Source organism: Arthrobacter sp. Cza30, assembly GCF_059090765.1.
In genome coordinates this window covers 259653-278255 of record NZ_JBNHGA010000004.1, presented here as the reverse complement: position 1 = coordinate 278255, position 18603 = coordinate 259653, and the positions used below count along the sequence as shown (strand labels likewise).

Here is an 18603-nt window from a genome sequence, read left to right as displayed (position 1 = left end):
CGCGGCGTCGTACGCGCTACTGCTCGGGTCGGCGCATCCACACCGTCAACACGATGACGCACAGCGCCGTGACGGTGGCCACGAGGTTCGGTACCGCCACGAACAGATCGCCAGTGATGAGACCGTATGCCGCCCACAGGATGAAGCCGGGAACAAGCAGGCCGAAGTAACCGAGCGAGATGTCGTCGCCCGACCGACGCTTCAGCATCCGGATGATCTGCAGCACAGGCGCCAGCGCCATCACCACGCCCCACGTCGATGCCGCCACTCCTACAACCAGATCAGGCATGTACCCGGCCTCCTTGCGCGTACCCGCGCTACCGGGTGTAGGAGCGCTGCGCGGACAGACGCAACGCTACACAGAGCGTGCCATCACTCGGGGGGAACCGATCAGAGTCGCCTGACATAGATGCTCACGCCATCGTCGTTCTCGACGTCCAGCCGGAACTCCTCGCCGTGGAACCAGGCCTCGGTGGGGATGGAGCCGTCGGGCTCCCGATCGCGCAGCTCCAGCCCGCGGGTGAATCGGCGCTGCCCGCCCGCGGCGACCTCGTCGAACTGGGCGGTGTACAGGTCGGCGCCATCCATAGGTCGAGCGTACGTGCTCGTCCGGGCCGACCGTGCCGCGGCATCCGCTACGGAGGACGTCCGCGCGGCCGCGGCGGAGCGGAAGCGCCCCGGTGCTGGGTGCGCCACCCGGCGCCTCCCCAGTCGGCCATGGGCGCGCCGCTCGGTCCGTGTGCGGAGACGTAGGCCATGTGCACGCGGAAGCACGCCTCGCGCAGCGTCGTCGCCCAGCCGATGACGTCGCCCCGCCAGACCGCCTTGTACCGGACGTCGGCGCCGTGCATCACCCGGCGTAGCTCCACGGTGCCGTACTGCACTCCATCCGGCGCCACCATCCGCCACACGCCCGTCGGGCCTTCGACGGCGGCCATGATGGGGTGCCAGTCGGGCTGATCGTGCATGCGCCGGATCCTCTCTCCGGCCGTAGAGATATTCTACGTCAAGCGCGACCGACCACCCTATCCATAGAACAGCCGTTCGAACACACGGCGCGCACGACGGGTCGCGCCCAGATAGTCCTCTTCGACGCGCGTCGCCGAACGCGGCGGATAATCGAGAAGACGCCCGATGCCGTCGAGCTTCTTGCGATCCACCGGAAGGATGTCGCTGGTCTGCCCGGACAGCAGAGTATTCGCCGAGCGCAGGCGACTTGCCAGCCGCCAGGCCTCGGCCAGCCGCTCGGCGGCCTCCGCCTCGATGAGGCCGGCCTCCACTGCGGCGGTCAGCGCCCCGAGGGTCGAGGTGGTGCGCAGGCCCGGTACGGCGTGCGCGTGCTGCAGCTGCAGCAGCTGCACGAGCCACTCGACATCGCTGAGCGAGCCGGGACCGAGCTTCAGGTGACGCAGCGGATCGGCGCCCTGCGGCAGTCGCTCGCTCTCGACCCGCGCCTTGATGCGCTTAATCTCGCGCACAGCGTTGGGTTCGACGGATGCGGGATACCGCACCTGATCGGCGAGCTCGGTGAAGGCCGCGATGAGCTTGGCGCTGCCTGCGATGCCGCGGGCCCGCAGGAGCGCTTGCGCCTCCCACGTCAGCGACCACCGTCGGTAGTACTCGGCGTAGGCGTCCAGAGACCGTGCGAGCGGGCCGTTGCGCCCCTCGGGGCGCAGCCCCGGATCCAGCTCGAGGGGGACCCGGTGGTCCTCCGAATACGTCCGCAGCGCCGAGACCAGTTTCAGGGCGAGCTGGTGCGCGCGCTCGGGGTCCACGCCGTTCGGCCGGTACACGTACATCACGTCGGCATCCGATCCGAAGCCCAGCTCGGCTCCGCCGAACCGGCCCATCGCGATCACGGAGAAGTCCAGCTCGTCGTCCTCCGGCGGGACGATCTCCCGCCTCACCGCGCGCAGCGTCGCCTGGATGGTCACCTCGGTGATGTCGGTGAGCGCGTGCGCGATCTCGTCGATCGTCACGGCTCCGAGGATCGCCGCCATCGCGATCCGAAGCTGCTCGCGGCGTCGCAGCGCCCGCACCGAGCGCATCGCATCGTCGATGGTGTCGTGCCGGGTCTGGATCGCGCGGGCCTCCTCCTGGAGCGCCGTCTTCGCGCGTGGACGCAGCAGCTCGGCGTCGTCGAGCCACGCCGCGGATTCCGGGATCCACTCCATGAGCTCGCCGACGTACCGCGAGCCCGAGAGGACGCGCGAGAGGCTCTCGGCGGCGGCGGACGAGTCGCGCAGCATCCGGAGGAACCAGTGAGTGTCGCCGAGGCGCTCGCTCAGCCGACGGAAGGCCAGGAGCCCGTAGTCGGGATCGACGCCGTCGGCGAACCAGCGGATCATGACCGGCATGAGGTGACGCTGGATCGTCGCCTTGCGGCTGACCCCGCTCGTCAGGGCCCCGATGTGCCGCAGCGCTCCGGCGGGATCGATGAAGCCGATCGCGGCCAGTCGGTCATGGGCCTGCTCGGGCGAGAGCTGGCGCTCATCGGCGGGAAGGGCGGCCACCGCCGAGAGCAGCGGGCGGTAGAACAGCCGCACGTGGATGTCGCGGACTTCGCGCTTGACCGACTCCCACAGCGACCACACCGCATCGCCGGTGTCGGCCAGTCCGGTCGCGCGCGCCAGCACGCGCAGCTCCTCCGGACGCGCCGGCATCAGGTGGGTTCGCCGGAGCTGGCGCAGCTGCGCCCGGTGCTCGAGCAGCCGCAGCACGCGGTAGTCGCGTGCGAACACCGACGCCTCCGAGCGCCCGATGTACCCCTCGGCGACGAGCGCCTCGAGCGCCTCGAGGGTGCTCCGCTGGCGGATGCGATCGTCGGAGAGTCCGTGGACCAGCTGCAGCAGCTGCACCGTGAACTCGATGTCGCGGATGCCCCCCGGACCGAGCTTGATCTGGTACGGCACGTCGGCCGCGGGGATGTGCTCGGTGACCCGCTCGCGCATGCGCTGGACGCTGTCGACGAAGTTCTCGCGCGCGGCACTCGTCCAGATCTTCGGCTGCACGGCGGCCACGTACGCGTCCCCGAGCTCGGGGTCGCCCGCGATGGGACGCGCTTTCAGCAGCGCCTGGAACTCCCAGCTCTTGGCCCAGCGGTCGTAATAGGCCAGATGCGAGTCGAGTGTGCGCACCAGGGCGCCCTGCTTGCCCTCAGGACGGAGGTTGGCGTCCACTTCCCACAGCGGTGGCTCGATCTCGACACCCGAGATGCCTCGCATGGTCTGCACCGCCAGCCGCGTGGCGATGTCGATCACCCGATCCTCTCCCAGGGCATCACCGGCGCCGCCGTCGCCTGCCACGAAGATCACGTCGACATCGCTGACGTAGTTCAGCTCGCGGGCGCCGGTCTTGCCCATGCCGATCACGGCCAGGCGTGTCCGGGCGACATCCCCGCGAGGGAACAGCCCCGCCCCCGCGACACCGCTCGACACCCGCGTCCGGGCGACGGCGAGGGATGCCTCCAGCGCGGCGCCGGCAGCGTCGGCGAGACTCGCCGTGACAGCGGCGACCTCGTCCACCGGGGCGGGGCTGAGCAGGTCGTACGCGGCGATGCGCGCGAGCATCCGCCGGTAGCGGATGCGCAGCGCGACCCACGCGGCCTCGGACGCGTCCGCGGCGAACCCGTCGTCGCCGGCGCCCACGGCGTTCAGGAGCGCGTCGCGCAGCTCCCCTGCGGACGGCAGCGCCGTCCCGGCGTCGGTCAGGAACGCCAGCTCCTCGGGATGCCGGAAGAAGAAGTCGCCGAACCCTGACGATGCCCCCAGCAGCGCCCAGACGGCTCGCCACGACCGGGTGTCGCCGGCCGCGGCGCGCACCGCGGCGACATCGCGGCGGGCCAGGCGCGCCAGCGCGCTCAGTGCCTCGTCGGGATCCGCGGCGAACGACGCGCCCTCGACCACGGCATCCCGCGGCACACCCTCCCCCTCGAGCTCCGTCAGGAGCGCCTCAGCTTCGCTGAGGCGTCCGAAGCCGAGCCGCGCGAGGGCGGTGAGGGTACCGGATCGCTCGCTTGCGGACATGCCCGAGGGTCAGAGCATCTCGAGGTTGCTCTTGAGCTCGAACGGCGTCACCTGCGAGCGGTACTCCTGCCACTCGCGACGCTTGTTCAGCAGCACGTAGTTGAAGACCTGCTCGCCCAGCGTCTCGGCGACGAGTTCGGACTCCTCCATGTACTCCAGCGCATGGTCCAGGCTCGCCGGCAGCGGCGCGTAGCCGAGGGCACGGCGCTCGGCATCCGTCAACGACCACACGTTGTCCTCGGCTTCGGCGGGAAGCTCGTACTCGTTCTCGATGCCCTTCAGGCCCGCCGCCAGCATGAGGGCGAACGCGAGGTACGGGTTGGCCGCGGAATCGAGGGCGCGGTACTCCACGCGGGAGGACTGCCCCTTGTTCGGCTTGTACAGCGGCACGCGCACCAGCGCCGAGCGGTTGTTGTGGCCCCAGCAGATGAAGCTCGGTGCCTCGTCCCCGCCCCACAGGCGCTTGTACGAGTTGACGAACTGGTTCGTCACGGCGGAGATCTCGTTCGCGTGGCGCAGCAGACCGGCGATGAACTGCCTGCCGACCTTCGACAGCTGGTACTGCGCGCCCTCCTCGTAGAAGGCGTTGACGTCGCCTTCGAACAGCGACATGTGCGTGTGCATCCCGCTGCCGGGCTTGCCCGTGAGGGGCTTGGGCATGAAGGTCGCGTAGACGCCCTGCTCGATCGCCACCTCCTTGATGACCGTGCGGAACGTCATGATGTTGTCCGCGGTGGTGAGGGCGTCCGCGTAGCGCAGGTCGATCTCGTTCTGGCCCGGGCCGCCCTCGTGGTGGCTGAACTCGACCGAGATGCCGAGGTCCTCGAGCATGCGCACCGAGCGCCGGCGGAAGTCGTGGGCGGTGCCGCCGGGCACGTTGTCGAAGTAGCCCGCCGAGTCGACCGGTTCGGGGCCGTCCGCGCCGAAGGACGAGGACTTCAGAAGGTAGAACTCGATCTCAGGATGCGTGTAGAACGTGAATCCCGCGTCGGCCGCTTTGGCGAGCGTCCGCTTGAGCACATGGCGGGGATCGGCGACGGCGGGCTGTCCGTCGGGCGTGGTGACGTCGCAGAACATGCGTGCCGTCGGATCGATCTCGCCCCGCCAGGGCAGGATCTGGAAGGTGGTCGGGTCCGGATGGGCGAGGAGATCGGACTCGTACGAGCGGGTCAGACCCTCGATGGCCGAGCCGTCGAACCCGAGTCCCTCGCTGAAGGCGCCCTCGACCTCGGCCGGCGCGATCGCGACCGATTTGAGGGTGCCGATGACGTCCGTGAACCACAGCCGCACGAACTTCACGCCTCGCTCTTCGATCGTCCTCAGAACGAAGTCCCGCTGCTTGTCCATCCGATCCTCTCCGGTCCCCGATCCGCGGCGAACCGCGCGTCGAAGCCAGACTACTGGTCGGCGCCGGGCCTGCCGGACACGTCGCCCCAGGCGTCGTCGCGCGCTTCTTCCTCGGCCCAGGCACGCGAGCGCTCGCGGAGGATCTCGGGTGCCCGCGCCGCCTCTTCCGCCGTGTCGAACGGGCCTGCACGATCGATCGCGGGCGATTCGTAGCCCTTCTCGACCGCTCCGGTCTTGAGGTTGTACCAGTACTTCTCGCTGTCGCCGGTCATCGCAGCTCCTCGATCGCGTATGGGCCTGGCCGTGCGGTCGATCCTAGTGACGGGCCGCGCCGAAGGGGCGGTCGGCTCGTCGATAGGCTGTGGCCATGGCATCAGGCACGACACGCGCCGTCGGCGTGGACATCGGCGGCACGGGCATCAAAGCGGGGATCGTCGATCTCGATCGCGGCGAGCTCGCCAGCGACCGCGTCAAGGTCGCCACTCCTCCCGGCGCCCATCCGCCGGACGTCCTCGCGGCCGTGCGGGAGGTGCTGGAGACACTGGGCGTCGCAGATGACGCCACGGTCCCCCTGGGGGTGGCGTTCCCGGCCATCGTCAAGAACGGCAAGACGCTGTCGGCCGCGAACGTGTCGGATGAGTGGATCGGCTTCGAGGCGGAGAAGTTCTTCGAGAAGGGCCTGGGCCGCGACATCCACTTCGCCAACGACGCCGACGTCGCCGGCGTCGCCGAGGTCCGCTTCGGCGCAGCGAGGGACCAGCCCGGCCTGACGATCCTCACCACGCTCGGAACGGGCATCGGCTCGGCTCTGCTGTACAACGGCGTGCTCATCCCCAACTCCGAGCTCGGACACGTGCAGCGGGCCAAGCACGGCAAGGATGCCGAGGCTTACGCGGCCTACTCCGCCATGGAGCGCGACGAGCTCACGTGGGAGAAGTGGGCCAAGCGGCTGCAGTGGTACTACAGCCACATCGAGTTCCTCTTCAGTCCCGACCTGTTCGTCGTCGGCGGCGGCGTGTCCAAGCACGCCGACCAGTTCCTGCATCTGCTGGAGCTGAGAACGCCGATCGTGCCGGCGGTGCATCGCAACAACGCCGGGATCATCGGAGCGGCAGCGCTCGCGCTCGGCTGACGGGGCGAATGGGCCGGCCTGTACGCCGGGTTCTGTCCGGGGGCGCGAGCCCCGTGGACGGTCATCTCTCTCGGCGACACGTTGCCGTGCCGCTCCAGCGGCCTACCCGGGGACTCGGCGGGCCGCGTCGTCATCCCCTGTCTGGCCTTGCTCCGGGCGAGGTTTGCCGTGCGGGTCATGTCACCACGACCCCGGTGGTCTCTTACACCACCCTTTCACCCTTACCGGGTCGCCCCGGCGGTCTGCTCTCTGTGGCACTGTCTCGCGGATCGCTCCGGGTGGGTGTTACCCACCGCCCTGCCCTGTGGAGCCCGGACGTTCCTCGGCGCGGTGCGGGATCACCCGTCCGCGACGCGACCGTCCAGCCGACCCATTCGCGCCCTTGATTCTACGCGGCCTCACCCGCGGCGTCCTGCGTCCCGCGGCGCCCCCCTCGCGCACGTCCCCACCATGCACTACGCTGTGAGAGCTCGCATGGGGATGCGAGTGTGTCCGCCTGGGGAGGCGGACGCGACTGGGGAACGTTCGATCCGTCCATGCTCATGGGCGGACGTGCACAGCCATTGGGGAGGCTGATCGTGCTGCGCAAGATTCTGTCTGTGATCGCTGTCGGGGCGGCGCTGGCGCTGGGAGCGCCTGCCGCACACGCGGGAAACGACTATCCGCCACCGCCGCCGAGTTCGGAGACGCTCGCCGGCTCCGTCGTCGCTGCGGAGTGCGTGGGTGATGTGCCATGGATCCGCTATGACGTGATCCGGACCGATCCGTCGGGGACGGCCACCACGGACGCCGCCACGCTCGTGCTGTCCCGGGGCGCGAACACCGTCGAGATCCCTCTCGGCACGCTCGTGGACGATCGGCTCTCGGGACGCGTCCTGTGGCCCGGCGCCGCGGTGGACGCCGCGGGCGCCGCGACCGGGTGGCCGGGGTACGCGGGGCAGGACGGCCAGTGGCTTCCGACCGACGGCAACTTCGCGTGGACGCGCGGTGCCATCACGGCCACGGTGAAGGCCGGTAGCGAGCTGTCGGTGCCGCTGTCGTATCCGCCGGCCTCCGCGGCCTGCGCCGGCCCGAAGGTGTCCGGAGCTGCGGCGGGGATCGGCTCCGGCCTCGCCGTCACCGGCGGTGCTCTTCCGCTGGCCGCGGCCGGCGCGGGCCTGGCGCTGATCGCCGTCGGCGGCATCGTCGTGCTCGTCCGGCGCCGTCGCCCGGCGCGGTGACGGCGGTGGCCGCGGCGCGCCGGTGGCGTCGTGCCGGCATCGCCGTCGTCCTCGGCCTGGTCGTCGCCGTCCTCGCCGTGGTGGCGTGGGTCGGTGTGCGCGGATGGATGGCGAAGAACGAACTGGACGCCGCGGCTGAGCTGACGGGTCCCCTGCGTCAGGCGGTGGCCGACCGCGACGTCGCCGCTGCCGCCGCCGCGATCGACGAGGTCGGCGCGCACGCACGTCGGGCTGCCGATCTGACGGGTGACCCGGTGTGGCGGCTGTCGGAGGCGATCCCTGCCATCGGGGCCAACCTGGCCGCGGTGCGCGTCGTGGCCGCTCAGTCGGACGCCGTCGTGAGGGACGCCATCGGACCGCTCGTGGCGGCCGGCGAGACCTTCTCATCGGGCGCCCGCACAGCCGACGGAGCCATCGATCTCGAGGCGGTCGCGTCGCTGCAGGAACCTCTTGCGCGGGCGCGGGCCGTCGTGGACGGCGCCGCCCGGCAGCTGGGCGCGATCGAACCGGACGATCTGATCGGTCCGGTGCGGGAGGGCACCGAGCAGCTGTCCGATGTCGTGGCGCAGCTGAGCCCGACCCTGGCAGCGATCGACGACACGGCGGCCCTTCTGCCGCCGCTGCTCGGAACCGGCGGCCCGCGGACGATCCTCGTCGCGCTGCAGAACAACGCCGAGCTGCGCACCGGCGGCGGCATCACCGGCTCGTTCGTGGAGGTGCGCGCCGACGGCGGGCGGCTCTCCCTCACAGCCCAGGCGGATTCCACGCGGTTCACGCGGCGCGACACCGATGTGATCCCGGTGCCCGCCTCGACAGCCACCATCTACGGCGACGGCGTCGCGCGGTTCGTGCAGAACGCCTCGACGGCCGCCGACTTCGGCCTCACCGGGCAGCTGCTGTCCGAGTGGTGGCGTTCAGCGACCGGCACCGCGCCGGATGCCGTCCTCTCGGTGGATCCGCTGGTGCTGCGGGCGCTGCTGAGTGCGTCCGGCGCCATCCACGCCGGTGGGCAGGAGCTCTCGGCCGACAACCTGGTCGCATCGCTCCTGGTCGCTCCCTACATGGCTCTCGATCGGAACGCGCAGACGACGCTGTTCCAGGAGACGACGGCCGCGGTCTTCTCACGGCTGATGTCGCCGGACGCCGACCTCATCGCGCTCGCCGGCGCCCTCGCCGAGCCGGTCGCGGAGGGACGCGTGTCGCTGTGGAGCGCGCATCCGGCCGAGCAGGCGATCATCGATCGCACCGCGCTCGCCGGCCCCGCCGCCCGGCAGCAGCAGGCAGGCGAGGACGCCTTCGCGGTCTACCTGAACGACGCGACCGGCGCGAAGATGGACAGCTTCCTCGACGTGGGCATCCACTGGGGCGTCGCCCAGTGCCGCGCCGACGGACACCGCGATGTGGTCGTGTCGGTGACGCTGACCAGCCTCGCGCCCGCGGATGCCCTGTCGGCTCTCCCGTGGGACATGACCGGCGGCGGGTTCTACGGGACCAAGGCGGGCGACATCTCCACCAATGTCGCGGTCTCGGCACCTCGGGGCAGCTTCTTCGGCGGCGTCTCGGTCCAAGGTCAGCCGGTGCCGGCGGCGGATGCCGAGGACGCCGGATTCCCGGTGGCGGCGACCGCCGTGGGCCTGAAGCCCGGGGAGTCCACGACCGTGGACTTCCGGTTCGTGTCCGCGCAGGCCCGGGAGCTTGCGCCTGTCATCCTGCACACGCCGCTCCTGGAGACGCCGGAGATCGCCGAGGCGCCGCTCGCCTGCTCGTGACGTCAGTCCTTCGCGGCCGTGTCGGTGATGCGCACGTCCAAGCGGAAGTCGATCGGGAACGTCCCGAACAGCAGGCGGCCGGCGGCGTCCGCCGCCTCCTGCACGGCGCGTGCCGCGGCATCCGCGTGCACGGCCGGGGTGTGCACGATGACCTCGTCATGGAGGAACAGCGCCAGGTGCGGTCGCCCCTGGAAGACCGGCCCCGACCGCGGCGCGGCATCCGCGCCGTCCACCGGCGACATGGCGGCGAGCCGGATACGCAGGTCGGCCAGCCACGCCAGAGCCCACTCCGCGGCCGTGCCCTGCACGACGAAGTTCCGGGTGAAGCGGCCGCGGTCGCGGGCGTGCCGGCGGGCCCGCGACTCGTCGGCGTCGGAGGCGTCCGCACCCGTGGCGCGGGACTGCAGGTCGCGCCATGCCTGCGTCGGCGGCGGCGAGCTGCGCCCGAGCCACGTGGAGACGGTGCCGCCGTCTTCGCCGACGCGGGCGGCCTCGTCGACGAGCGCCATCGCGCGCGGGAACGCCCGCCGCAGACGCGGCACGAGCCGGCCGCTGTCGCCAGAGGTCGCTCCGTACATCGCGCCGAGGAGGGCGACCTTCGCCTCGGACCGGTCGGCGAGCACTCCGCCGTCCACGATTCCCGCATACAGGTCTCGGCCACGAGCCGCCTCGGCCAGGGAAAGGTCTCCGGAGATCGCGGCGAGCACCCGCGGCTCCAGCTGCGCGACGTCTGCGACCACCAGCCGCCATCCCGGATCCGCCCGGACCGCGGCGCGCAGCTGTCGGGGCAGCTGGAGCGCGCCGCCTCCCGATGACGCCCACCGGCCGGTGACGACGCCACCGGGGACGTAGACCGGCCGGAACCGGCCGCCGGCGACCCACTCCTCCAGCCACGACCAGCCGTTGGCCGACTGCAGCCGAGCGAGCTTCTTGTACTCCAGCAGCGGCGGCACGGCCGGATGCCGGTGCCGCGCGAGCTCCCAGCGGCTCGTGCTCTCCACGAGCACCCCGGCGCGGTGGAGTGCGCGCAGCAGCTTGGGCTGCGAGTCCAGGGTCACGGCCGGGTCGCCCAGCGATTCCCGCACCCGTGCGGCGGCCGCGGCGAGCTTGGCCGGCGGTCCCCCGCCAGGGGGCCGCTCCCCCAGCACGTCGGTGAGGATGCGGTCGTGCTCGGCGGCATCCCAGGGAAGTCCCGCCGCGTGAAGCTCCGCAGCGATCAGCGCTCCGGCCGACTCGGCGGCGACGAGCAGTCGCATCCGCCCGGGGTCGGCGCTCGCCGCGATCGCGACCTGCTGGCGCTGCAGCTCCTCGAGCGCCGCCTCGAGGTTCGCCGGCGGCCCCGCCGAAGCCGGGACGTCCTCGAGCTCGAACAGCGCGGGCGCCCACCCCTCGCCGCGCGGTCCCCCGGATGCATCCCATGCGCTCGCACCGCGCACCGCCGCGTCGGCCGGAACGGCGGCCGACGAAGCGAGGATCGCGTGACTCAGACGCAGGTCGTGGCATCGCGCCACGCGCACGCCATCGGCGAGGAGCGGCGCGTACCACTGCGGCGTGTCGTGCCAGACCCAGCGCGGTCCCCATGCCGACTCGGCGTGAGCCACCCACCCGGCGAGTCCCTGATCGGCGATCGACTCCCGGCTGACCTCGGCACCGCTCGCGTCCAGCATCGCGGCGACCACGCCCGCACGTGAGCGGCCGAGCACCACCCAGCCGGGCCCTCCCGCATCATCCATCGTAGAGCTCCCGGTCGCCGCGCTCGCATCGGTCGACCTCGAAGGCCGACCGGATGCTCACAGCCCGGATTCGCCGTCGCGGACCAGGATGCAGCCGCACTCGGGACACGTCACCACGTCGTCCTCGGCCGCCCGGCGCAGCGCGTTGAGGTCTGTGCCCGAGAGCACCATGTGACAGCCTTCGCACGTGCGGCGGCGCAGATAGGCCGCGCCGGGGGTGCGCTGCGCCAGCTTCTCGTACAGCGAGAGCAGGTCGCCCGGAAGCGTCGCCGCGACGGCGGACCGGTCCCGGGTGGCCCCCTCGAAGGCGGCGTTCGCCTCGGCGACGGCGCGCTTGCCGTCTGCGCTGAGCTCGGCGCCCTCGGCGTTGGTGGCGGCGATCAGGGCCTCCTGCTCAGCGACGGCCGCCTCAGCCGCCTCCAGGCGCTCCATGACGGCGAGCTCGGCGTCCTCGAGGTCCGCCTTGCGGCGCACGAGCGCCGCCAGCTCGCTCTCGAAGCCCTGTGCCTCCTTGGCGTTGGTGGACGCGGCCAGCCGCTCCGCGTCGCGGGCATGGCGGGCGTCCACGACAGCGACGTCGGATTCGATCCGCGCGAGCTCCGCCCGCAGGTCGTCACGCACGCCCAGGCGTGCGGTCAGCTCCTGCGTGAGCTGCTGCCTCCGAGCGAGCAGCTCCTGCACGCGACCGGCCTGCGGCGGGTTCTTCCGGGCGTTGTCGGCCTGACGGATGCGCGTGTCCAGGGCGGCGACCTCCACGAGGCGCTGCTGATCGGCGGGGCTGGCTTTCACGCATCCCAACCTACCGCCGGGAGGAAGAGGTCGTGTGGGCCCAGAGAGACTCGAACTCCCGACCCCCTCGGTGTAAACGAGGTGCTCTAGCCGACTGAGCTATAGGCCCGTGCCGTCAGTCTATGAGGTGCGTCCCGGAGTTTCGGGACTCGCTAGGCTGGAAGGCGGTGCGTTGTGCCGGGCAGACAAGCTCCGGGCCGTGCCGCTCGCGAATCCCTGGCACGATCTGCCAGATGAAGAAAGGTCTTCTGTGACTGTCAACGATCAGGATCCCTACTCGCAGGACCCCCTCGACAGCGATCCCGACGAGACCGCCGAGTGGCAGGAATCCCTGCAGCAGCTCGTGCAGGCGAAGGGCCACGGCCGTGGCCGCGAGATCATGCTCAGCTTGCTGCAGACCTCGCGGGAGCTGCACCTGAACGTGCCGCAGGTCCCGACGACGGACTACATCAACACCATCGCGCCGGAGAACGAGCCCGAGTTCCCCGGCGACGAGGAGCTCGAGCGGCGGTACCGCCGGTGGATCCGGTGGAATGCGGCCATCACGGTGCACCGCGCGCAGCGTCCCGGCATCGGCGTGGGCGGGCACATCTCCACCTACGCATCCTCGGCGTCCCTGTACGAGGTGGGCTTCAACCACTTCTTCCGGGGACTGGACGACCCGCATGGCGGGGACCAGGTCTTCATCCAGGGGCACGCCTCACCCGGCATCTATGCGCGGTCGTTCCTCGAGGGACGCCTGAGCGAGGACCAGCTCGACGGCTTCCGACAGGAGAAGTCCAAGGCGCCGGTGGGTCTGCCCTCGTACCCGCACCCCCGGCTCATGCCGGAGTACTGGCAGTTCCCGACGGTCTCGATGGGTCTCGGTCCGATCAACGCCATCTACCAGGCGATGACGAACAAGTACCTCACCAACCGCGGGATCAAGGACCTGTCCGACTCGCACGTGTGGGCCTTCCTCGGCGACGGCGAGATGGACGAGGTGGAGAGCCGGGGCCAGCTTCAGGTCGCCGCGAACGAGGGCCTGGACAACCTCACCTTCGTGATCAACTGCAACCTGCAGCGCCTGGACGGGCCGGTGCGCGGCAACGGCAAGATCATCCAGGAGCTCGAGAGCTTCTTCCGCGGCGCCGGCTGGAACGTCATCAAGGTGGTCTGGGGCAGCGGCTGGGACGAGCTGCTCGCCAAGGACACCGAGGGCGCCCTCGTGCACCTGATGAACACCACGCCCGACGGCGACTTCCAGACCTACCGCGCCGAGGACGGCGCTTTCATCCGCGAGCACTTCTTCGGCCGCGACGAGCGCACGGCAGCCCTGGTGAAGGACTGGTCCGACGAGGACATCTGGGGCAAGCTCCGCCGCGGCGGTCTGGACTACCGCAAGGTCTACGCGGCCTACAAGGCCGCCGTCGAGCACAAGGGCCAGCCCACCGTCATCCTGGCCAAGACCATCAAGGGCTACGGCCTCGGTCACCACTTCGAGGGCCGCAACGCGACCCACCAGATGAAGAAGATGACGCTGCAGGACCTGAAGTACTTCCGCGACTCGATGCGCATCCCGATCTCGGACGCGCAGCTCGAGGAGAACCCGTACCTGCCGCCGTACTACAACCCCGGCGCGCAGGACGAGACGATCCAGTACATGCTGGAGCGGCGTCGCGACCTGGGCGGCTTCCTGCCCGAGCGCCGCTCCCACCACGTGGGGCTGGACCTTCCGGGCGACGACGCGTACGCGCTGCCGAAGAAGGGCTCCGGCACCCAGGAGATCGCCACGACGATGGCGTTCGTGCGCCTGCTGAAGGACCTACTCCGCGCGAAGGGCTTCGGTCACCGCATCGTGCCGATCATCCCGGACGAGGCCCGCACGTTCGGCATGGACGCGTACTTCCCGACCGCGAAGATCTACAACCCGCACGGCCAGAACTACACGTCGGTGGACCGCGAGCTGCTCCTGGCCTATAAGGAGAGCCCGCAGGGCCAGATCATGCACGTCGGCATCAACGAGGCCGGTGCTGCGGCGGCATTCACCGCGGCCGGGACCTCGTACGCCACGCACGGCGAGCCGCTGATCCCGGTGTACGTCTTCTACTCGATGTTCGGCTACCAGCGGACCGGCGACGCGTTCTGGGCCGCGGGCGACCAGATGGCACGCGGCTTCATCATCGGCGCGACCGCTGGGCGCACGACGCTGACCGGCGAGGGCCTGCAGCACGCCGACGGCCACTCGCCGCTGCTGGCCTCGACCAACCCGGCGACGATCTCGTACGACCCGGCCTACGGGTACGAGATCGCCCACATCGTCCGGTCGGGCATCGAGCGGATGTACGGCGGGAACCACCCCGACCCGAATGTCATGTACTACCTGACCGTCTACAACGAGCCCCTCGTGCAGCCGGCGGAGCCCGAAGGCGTCGACGTCGAGGGGATCGTGCGCGGCATCCACCGCATCTCGCTGTCCGAAGGCGACGGGCCGCGCGCGCAGATCCTCGCGTCGGGCGTCGGCGTGCCGTGGGCGCTGGAAGCGCAGCAGCTGCTGCGGGAGGACTGGGGCGTGTACGCCGACGTGTGGTCGGTGACGTCGTGGACGGAGCTGCGCCGCGACGGGCTCGCCGCCGATGAGCACAACTTCCTCCACCCCGACCAGGAGCCGCGCACCGCGTACATCACGCAGAAGCTCGCCGGCACTCCCGGCCCGGTCGTGGCGGTGAGCGACTACATGCACGCCGTCCAGGACCAGATCCGGCCCTGGGTGCAGCACAACTTCGCCACGCTGGGCGCCGAGGGCTTCGGTTTCTCCGACACCCGTCCCGCCGCCCGCCGCTTCTTCAAGATCGACGGTCCGTCCATCGTGGTGCGCACGCTGCAGGCCCTCGCGGCCGAGGGCGCGGTCGATCGCGACCTGGCGGTGAAGGCCATCGAGAAGTACCGGCTGCACGACGTGACGGCGGGCACCAGCGGGAACGCGGGCGGCGAGAGCTGACCCCAGCGATGCCCGGCGCGATCGACGCGATGGACAAGTCCGAGACCCTCGCTTGGCTGCGACGGATCTCGGGCGACCTCGCGACCGTCACGATCAAGCGGCTCGAGGAGACGCTTCCCTGGTACGCCGAGATGCCACCGGCCCGACGCTCCGCCGTCGGGCTGGTGGCGCAGGCCGGCATCACGTCGTTCATCCAGTGGTACGACGACCCCGAGTCCACCCCGTGGATCGCGGCGGACATCTTCGCCGCCGCGCCGCGGGAGCTGCTGCGCAGCGTCAGCCTGCAGCAGACCCTCCAGCTGATTCGCGTGACCGTCGAGGTCACCGAGGAGCGGGTCGCCGGTCGAGGCGAGCACCTGCGCGAAGCCATCCTGCTCTACTCGCGCGAGGTCGCCTTCGCGGCGGCCGACGTGTACGCGCGCGCCGCCGAGGCACGCGGACTGTGGGACGCGCGTCTGGAGGCGCTGGTGGTCGACTCGATCCTCACCGGCGAAGCCGATGAGGAGCTTCCCAGCCGCATCGCGGCCCTCGGCTGGCACGGCCACGGCGAGGTCGCCGTCCTCGTGGGCACCACGCCGCCGCAGTTCGACGTGGACCAGCTGCGCCGCACCGCGCGCAAGCTCGGCGTGGACGTGCTGATCGGCGTGCAGGGATCACGCCTTGTGCTCGTGGTCGGGCGCGCCGAGCTGAGCGGCCGCTCGGACGACACCGCGGTCGATCTTCCGTTCGCGGAGATCGCCAAGCGGCTCGAACCCGGGTTCGGCACGGGACACCTGGTCCTGGGGCCGACGGTTCCGGCGCTCGTGGATGCGAGCCAGAGCGCGCGAGCCGCGCTGGCCGGCTTCGCGGTGGCACGGGCATGGCGCCACGCGCCGCGGCCGGTCGAGGCCGACGACCTGCTCCCCGAGCGGGCACTGGCCGGCGATCCGCTCGCCAAGCAGACGCTCGTCGAGCGCATCTACCGGCCCCTGCAGTCCCACAGCGCCGACCTGGTCTCGACGCTGTGGGCGTATCTCGACAACGGGCGCTCTCTCGAGGCCACCGCGCGGGAGCTGTTCGTGCATCCGAACACTGTCCGGTATCGCCTCAAGCGCGTCTCCGAGGTCATCGGGTGGGATGCGACCGGTCCCCGTGAGGCCCTCATCCTGCAGACCGCGCTCATCCTGGGCTCCATCGGCTCGGATGCCAGCCGCCGACGCACCCCGATGCGCCGCACGCACCTCTGACCTGTGCGCCACGCACAAACCAATGCCCGATTTCTGTGACGGGATCGCCAGAATCCGTCGGTTGATCCTTGGAAGGATGGAACGGTGAAAATCGCGGTCTTCCCCGGGCAGGGCTCACAGTCCCCCGGGTTCCTCTCCCCCTGGCTCGGGCTCGACGGCGCCGCCGACCGTCTGGCGCAGTACTCCGAATGGTCGGGCGTGGACCTCGTGGCCGCCGGGACCGAGTGGGACGCCGACCGCATCCGCGACACCCAGGTCGCACAGCCGCTCATCGTCGCGGCGAGCCTGCTCTCCTGGAACGCGCTGGACGACCGCGACGCCGTGGGCGGGGTCGCCGGACACTCCGTCGGCGAGTTCGCCGCCGCCGCGGCGGCCGGCGTGCTCAGCGAGGAGGACGCTCTCAGGCTGGTGGGCCTTCGCGGACGGGCGATGGCCGAAGCGGCGACGTCCGCCCAGACCGGGATGAGCGCGGTGATCGGCGGAGACGAGGCATCCGTTCTCGCCCGCCTCGACGAACTCGGCCTGACGCCTGCCAACTACAACGGCGGCGGACAGCTGGTCGTCGCCGGCGCCGTCGAAGCGCTGCAGGCCCTCGCGGCCGACCCCGTCGCCGGTACGAGGGTCATTCCGCTCCAGGTGGCCGGCGCCTTCCACACCGAGTACATGCGGCCCGCCGTCGAGACGCTGCGAGGAGCCGCCTCCCGGGTGCACGCGTCCGACCCGCGCGTCACCGTGTGGACCAACCGCGACGGCGCCGCTCTCACCTCCGGCCGCGAGATCGTCGACGCCCTCGTGGATCAGGTCGCCTCGCCCGTGCGGTGGGACCGGTGCATGAGCTCTTTCGCGGACGCGGGCGTCTCGGGCATCGTGGAGCTGGCTCCGGCAGGCACGCTCACCGGGCTCGCCAAGCGCGCCCTGCGGGGTGTGCCCACCGTCGCCGTCAAGACCCCCGACGACCTCGGCGCGGCCCGCGCGCTGGTCGACGCCCACGCATGACCGGAGATCCCATGACCACCCCCTCTCTCGTCCAGCCCATCGGTCCGGCGCACACGCGCATCTACTCGTACGGCGCCGCCCGGGGCGAGATCGCCGTGCCGAACGAGGAACTCGTCGGCCCGATCGACTCGAGCGACGAGTGGATCCGTCAGCGCACCGGCATCGTCACCCGCGTCCGCGCGGTGCCCGAGACCGACGCCATCGACCTGGCGACGGATGCCGCCCGCGAGGCGGTCGAACGCTCCGGCGTCGCCGCGTCCGAGATCGACGCCGTGATCGTCGCGACGGTCAGCAACCCGAAGCAGACGCCGTCGGTGTCTGCGATCGTGGCGGACCGCATCGGCGCCAACCCGGCCGCCGCGTACGACGTGAACGCCGCGTGCGCCGGCTTCGCGTACGCCGTCGCGCAGGCCGATGCCCTGATCCGCGGCGGAGTCGCCCACTATGCCGTCGTCGTCGGCGCCGAGAAGCTCAGCGACATCGTCGACCCGACCGACCGGAGCATCTCGTTCCTGCTCGGCGACGGTGCCGGCGCGGTCGTCGTCGGGCCGAGCGACACTCCGGGGATCGGCCCCACGGTGTGGGGGTCCGACGGCTCGAAGGCGGACGCGGTGGGGATGAACCACACCCTCACCGAATTCCGTGACGGCGCGGCGCCGTGGCCGACGCTTCGGCAGGAGGGCCCCACGGTCTTCCGCTGGGCGGTGTGGGAGATGGTCAAGGTCGCACGTCAGGCGCTCGAGGCGGCCGGCGTCGAGGCATCCGACCTCGCCGCGTTCATCCCGCACCAGGCCAACATGCGCATCATCGACGAGTTCGCCAAGCAGCTGAAGCTTCCCGACACCGTCGTGATCGGGCGTGACATCGAGACCACGGGCAACACCTCGGCCGCGTCCATCCCCCTCGCGACGCATCGCCTGCTCGAGGAGCACCCGGAGCTCAGCGGCGGCCTGGCGCTGCAGATCGGCTTCGGCGCGGGCCTCGTCTTCGGCGCGCAGGTGATCGTCCTTCCCTGACGCCGCGACGGCCGACCCTAAACTGAGACCCGGTCCGCCCGGGCCCACGTTCCCCCGAAGAAAACAGGAGAGACAATGGCATTCACCAACGACGAGGTCCTCGCCGGACTGGCGGAGCTCATCACCGACGAGACCGGCATCTCGGCCGACGAGGTCGCGCTCGAGAAGTCGTTCACCGACGACCTCGACATCGACTCGATCTCGATGATGACGATCGTCGTCAACGCCGAGGAGAAGTTCGGCGTCACCATCCCCGACGACGAGGTCAAGAACCTCAAGACCGTCGGCGACGCCGTCACCTACATCACGTCGAACCAGGCGTGACAACCCAGCGGTGGGGGCTCCGGCCCCCACCGGCGAACCCACGAGG

At 70.9% G+C, this 18603-nt stretch carries 16 protein-coding genes, 1 tRNA gene and 1 other RNA gene; 8 read left to right on the top strand and 10 right to left on the bottom strand.

Features of this window, described 5'->3' with window-relative positions; translation table 11 throughout:
• Positions 1 to 16 precede the first annotated feature (16 nt).
• The 6 genes from AC5RVZ_RS14890 to AC5RVZ_RS14865 all read right to left on the bottom strand — a co-directional run bounded on the left by AC5RVZ_RS14890 (position 17) and on the right by AC5RVZ_RS14865 (position 5644).
• Positions 17 to 289, bottom strand: coding sequence for a SemiSWEET family sugar transporter (locus tag AC5RVZ_RS14890; protein ID WP_494066547.1), 273 nt, complete (start codon positions 287 to 289; stop codon positions 17 to 19).
• Between the two features lie 101 nt (positions 290 to 390).
• Positions 391 to 588: a hypothetical protein gene (locus AC5RVZ_RS14885; RefSeq protein WP_494066546.1), complete on the bottom strand. Its 198-nt coding sequence runs from the start codon at positions 586 to 588 to the stop codon at positions 391 to 393.
• A gap of 47 nt (positions 589 to 635) precedes the next feature.
• The gene (locus tag AC5RVZ_RS14880) at positions 636 to 968 is read right to left on the bottom strand and encodes a hypothetical protein (RefSeq protein ID WP_494066545.1); all 333 of its coding nucleotides are present in this window, start codon (positions 966 to 968) and stop codon (positions 636 to 638) included.
• 57 nt (positions 969 to 1025) lie between these two features.
• Positions 1026 to 4025, bottom strand: a complete 3000-nt coding sequence (locus tag AC5RVZ_RS14875; RefSeq protein WP_494066544.1) for a bifunctional [glutamine synthetase] adenylyltransferase/[glutamine synthetase]-adenylyl-L-tyrosine phosphorylase — start codon at positions 4023 to 4025, stop codon at positions 1026 to 1028.
• A 9-nt stretch (positions 4026 to 4034) separates the two neighbouring features.
• The gene (glnA, locus tag AC5RVZ_RS14870) at positions 4035 to 5372 is read right to left on the bottom strand and encodes a type I glutamate--ammonia ligase (RefSeq protein ID WP_494066543.1); all 1338 of its coding nucleotides are present in this window, start codon (positions 5370 to 5372) and stop codon (positions 4035 to 4037) included.
• 50 nt (positions 5373 to 5422) lie between these two features.
• Complete coding sequence (locus AC5RVZ_RS14865) at positions 5423 to 5644, bottom strand: SPOR domain-containing protein (RefSeq protein WP_494066542.1); 222 nt, start codon at positions 5642 to 5644, stop codon at positions 5423 to 5425.
• A gap of 95 nt (positions 5645 to 5739) precedes the next feature.
• Here AC5RVZ_RS14865 and ppgK point away from each other — a divergent pair, with 95 nt between their 5' ends.
• The gene (gene ppgK, locus AC5RVZ_RS14860; protein ID WP_494066541.1) at positions 5740 to 6504 is read left to right on the top strand and encodes a polyphosphate--glucose phosphotransferase; all 765 of its coding nucleotides are present in this window, start codon (positions 5740 to 5742) and stop codon (positions 6502 to 6504) included.
• A 5-nt stretch (positions 6505 to 6509) separates the two neighbouring features.
• Here ppgK and rnpB read toward each other — a convergent pair.
• Positions 6510 to 6877, bottom strand: an RNA gene (gene rnpB, locus AC5RVZ_RS14855) — RNase P RNA component class A.
• Between the two features lie 115 nt (positions 6878 to 6992).
• On the opposite strand from rnpB, the gene AC5RVZ_RS14850 reads away from it, so the two are divergent.
• Positions 6993 to 7724: an LAVTG motif-containing sortase-dependent surface protein gene (locus tag AC5RVZ_RS14850; protein WP_494066540.1), complete on the top strand. Its 732-nt coding sequence runs from the start codon at positions 6993 to 6995 to the stop codon at positions 7722 to 7724.
• Positions 7721 to 9493: a DUF4012 domain-containing protein gene (locus AC5RVZ_RS14845; protein ID WP_494066539.1), complete on the top strand. Its 1773-nt coding sequence runs from the start codon at positions 7721 to 7723 to the stop codon at positions 9491 to 9493. The genes AC5RVZ_RS14850 and AC5RVZ_RS14845 overlap by 4 nt, the downstream gene beginning before the upstream one ends.
• Positions 9494 to 9495: 2 nt before the next feature.
• On the opposite strand, the gene AC5RVZ_RS14840 is transcribed toward AC5RVZ_RS14845, so the two are convergent.
• The 3 genes from AC5RVZ_RS14840 to AC5RVZ_RS14830 all read right to left on the bottom strand — a co-directional run bounded on the left by AC5RVZ_RS14840 (position 9496) and on the right by AC5RVZ_RS14830 (position 12124).
• Entirely contained in the window at positions 9496 to 11226 is a 1731-nt protein-coding gene (locus AC5RVZ_RS14840) for a bifunctional 3'-5' exonuclease/DNA polymerase (protein ID WP_494066538.1), read from the bottom strand.
• Between the two features lie 57 nt (positions 11227 to 11283).
• On the bottom strand, positions 11284 to 12015 hold the full coding sequence (locus tag AC5RVZ_RS14835; RefSeq protein ID WP_494066537.1) for a zinc ribbon domain-containing protein: 732 nt from the start codon (positions 12013 to 12015) through the stop codon (positions 11284 to 11286).
• 35 nt (positions 12016 to 12050) lie between these two features.
• Positions 12051 to 12124 (bottom strand) — tRNA-Val (locus AC5RVZ_RS14830).
• Between the two features lie 141 nt (positions 12125 to 12265).
• Here AC5RVZ_RS14830 and aceE point away from each other — a divergent pair.
• From aceE to AC5RVZ_RS14805, 5 genes are all read left to right on the top strand, one after another.
• Positions 12266 to 14995: a pyruvate dehydrogenase (acetyl-transferring), homodimeric type gene (aceE, locus tag AC5RVZ_RS14825; protein ID WP_494066536.1), complete on the top strand. Its 2730-nt coding sequence runs from the start codon at positions 12266 to 12268 to the stop codon at positions 14993 to 14995.
• A gap of 8 nt (positions 14996 to 15003) precedes the next feature.
• A complete protein-coding gene (locus AC5RVZ_RS14820) occupies positions 15004 to 16221 on the top strand; it encodes a PucR family transcriptional regulator (protein WP_494066535.1) in 1218 nt (405 codons plus the stop codon).
• Between the two features lie 84 nt (positions 16222 to 16305).
• A complete protein-coding gene (locus AC5RVZ_RS14815; protein ID WP_494066534.1) occupies positions 16306 to 17217 on the top strand; it encodes an ACP S-malonyltransferase in 912 nt (303 codons plus the stop codon).
• An 11-nt stretch (positions 17218 to 17228) separates the two neighbouring features.
• On the top strand, positions 17229 to 18233 hold the full coding sequence (locus AC5RVZ_RS14810; RefSeq protein WP_494066533.1) for a beta-ketoacyl-ACP synthase III: 1005 nt from the start codon (positions 17229 to 17231) through the stop codon (positions 18231 to 18233).
• Positions 18234 to 18308: 75 nt separating this feature from the next.
• Positions 18309 to 18557 (top strand): acyl carrier protein, encoded by a 249-nt coding sequence (locus AC5RVZ_RS14805; protein ID WP_124293295.1) that lies wholly within the window; start codon positions 18309 to 18311, stop codon positions 18555 to 18557.
• The last annotated feature ends 46 nt before the right edge of the window (positions 18558 to 18603 follow it).